The 1200-nt window shown below is 70.8% G+C and carries 1 protein-coding gene; it reads right to left on the reverse strand.

Features of this window, described 5'->3' with window-relative positions; translation table 11 throughout:
- On the reverse strand, positions 1-1200 hold a 1200-nt coding region (gene metK, locus ACW69E_RS27690), incomplete at both ends, for a methionine adenosyltransferase (protein ID WP_457501025.1).

A 1200-nucleotide genomic window follows, 5' to 3' on the forward strand; every position in this document is an offset into this window, starting at 1 on the left:
CGGCGGCGGCGCGCAGGGCGTCGGTGCGGTCGGTGCGCTCCCAGGTGAAGTCGTCCAGCTCCCGGCCGAAGTGGCCGTAGGCCGCGGTCGCCGCGTAGATCGGGCGCAGCAGGTCCAGATCGCGGATGATGGCGGCCGGCCGCAGATCGAAGACCTCGGAGATGGCCTGCTCGATCCGGTCGGGGTCGACGGTGGCCGTGCCGAAGGTCTCCACGAACAGCCCCACCGGCTCGGCCTTGCCGATGGCGTAGGCCACCTGCACCTCGCACCGCGCGGCCAGCCCCGCGGCCACCACGTTCTTGGCCACCCACCGCATCGCGTAGGCGGCCGAGCGGTCCACCTTGGAGGGGTCCTTGCCGGAGAACGCGCCACCGCCGTGCCGGGCCATGCCGCCATAGGTGTCGATGATGATCTTCCGGCCGGTCAGGCCCGCGTCCCCCATCGGCCCGCCGATCTCGAACCGGCCCGTGGGGTTGACCAGCAGCCGGTAGTTGGCGGTGTCCAGCTTGATCCCGTCGGCCACCAGCTCGCCCAGCACGTGCTCGACGACGAACTCGCGGATGTCGGGGGCCAGCAGCGAGTCCAGATCGATGTCGGAGGCGTGCTGGGAGGAGACCACCACGGTGTCCAGCCGCACCGCCTTGTCGCCGTCGTACTCGATGGTCACCTGCGTCTTGCCGTCCGGGCGCAGGTAGGGGATGGTGCCGTTCTTGCGCACCTCGCTCAGGCGGCGGGAGAGCCGGTGGGCCAGGTGGATCGGCAGCGGCATCAGCTCGGGCGTCTCGTCGCAGGCGTAGCCGAACATCAGGCCCTGGTCGCCGGCGCCCTGCCGGTCCAGCTCGTCCTCATCGCCCTCGACCCGGGTCTCGTAGGCGGTGTCCACGCCCTGGGCGATGTCGGGGGACTGCGCCCCGATGGAGACCGACACCCCGCAGGAGGCCCCGTCGAAGCCCTTCTTGGACGAGTCGTAGCCGATGGCCAGGATCTTGTTGCGCACCAGGGTGGGGATGTCGGCGTACGCGGCGGTGGTGACCTCCCCGGCCACGTGCACCAGACCGGTGGTGATCAGCGTCTCCACCGCCACCCGGGAGGTGGGGTCCTGCTCCAGCAGGGCGTCGAGGATGGTGTCGCTGATCTGGTCGGCGATCTTGTCGGGGTGGCCCTCGGTCACGGACTCCGAGGTGAACAGGCGGCGGGACA

The organism is Streptomyces sp. SS8, from assembly GCF_054072955.1.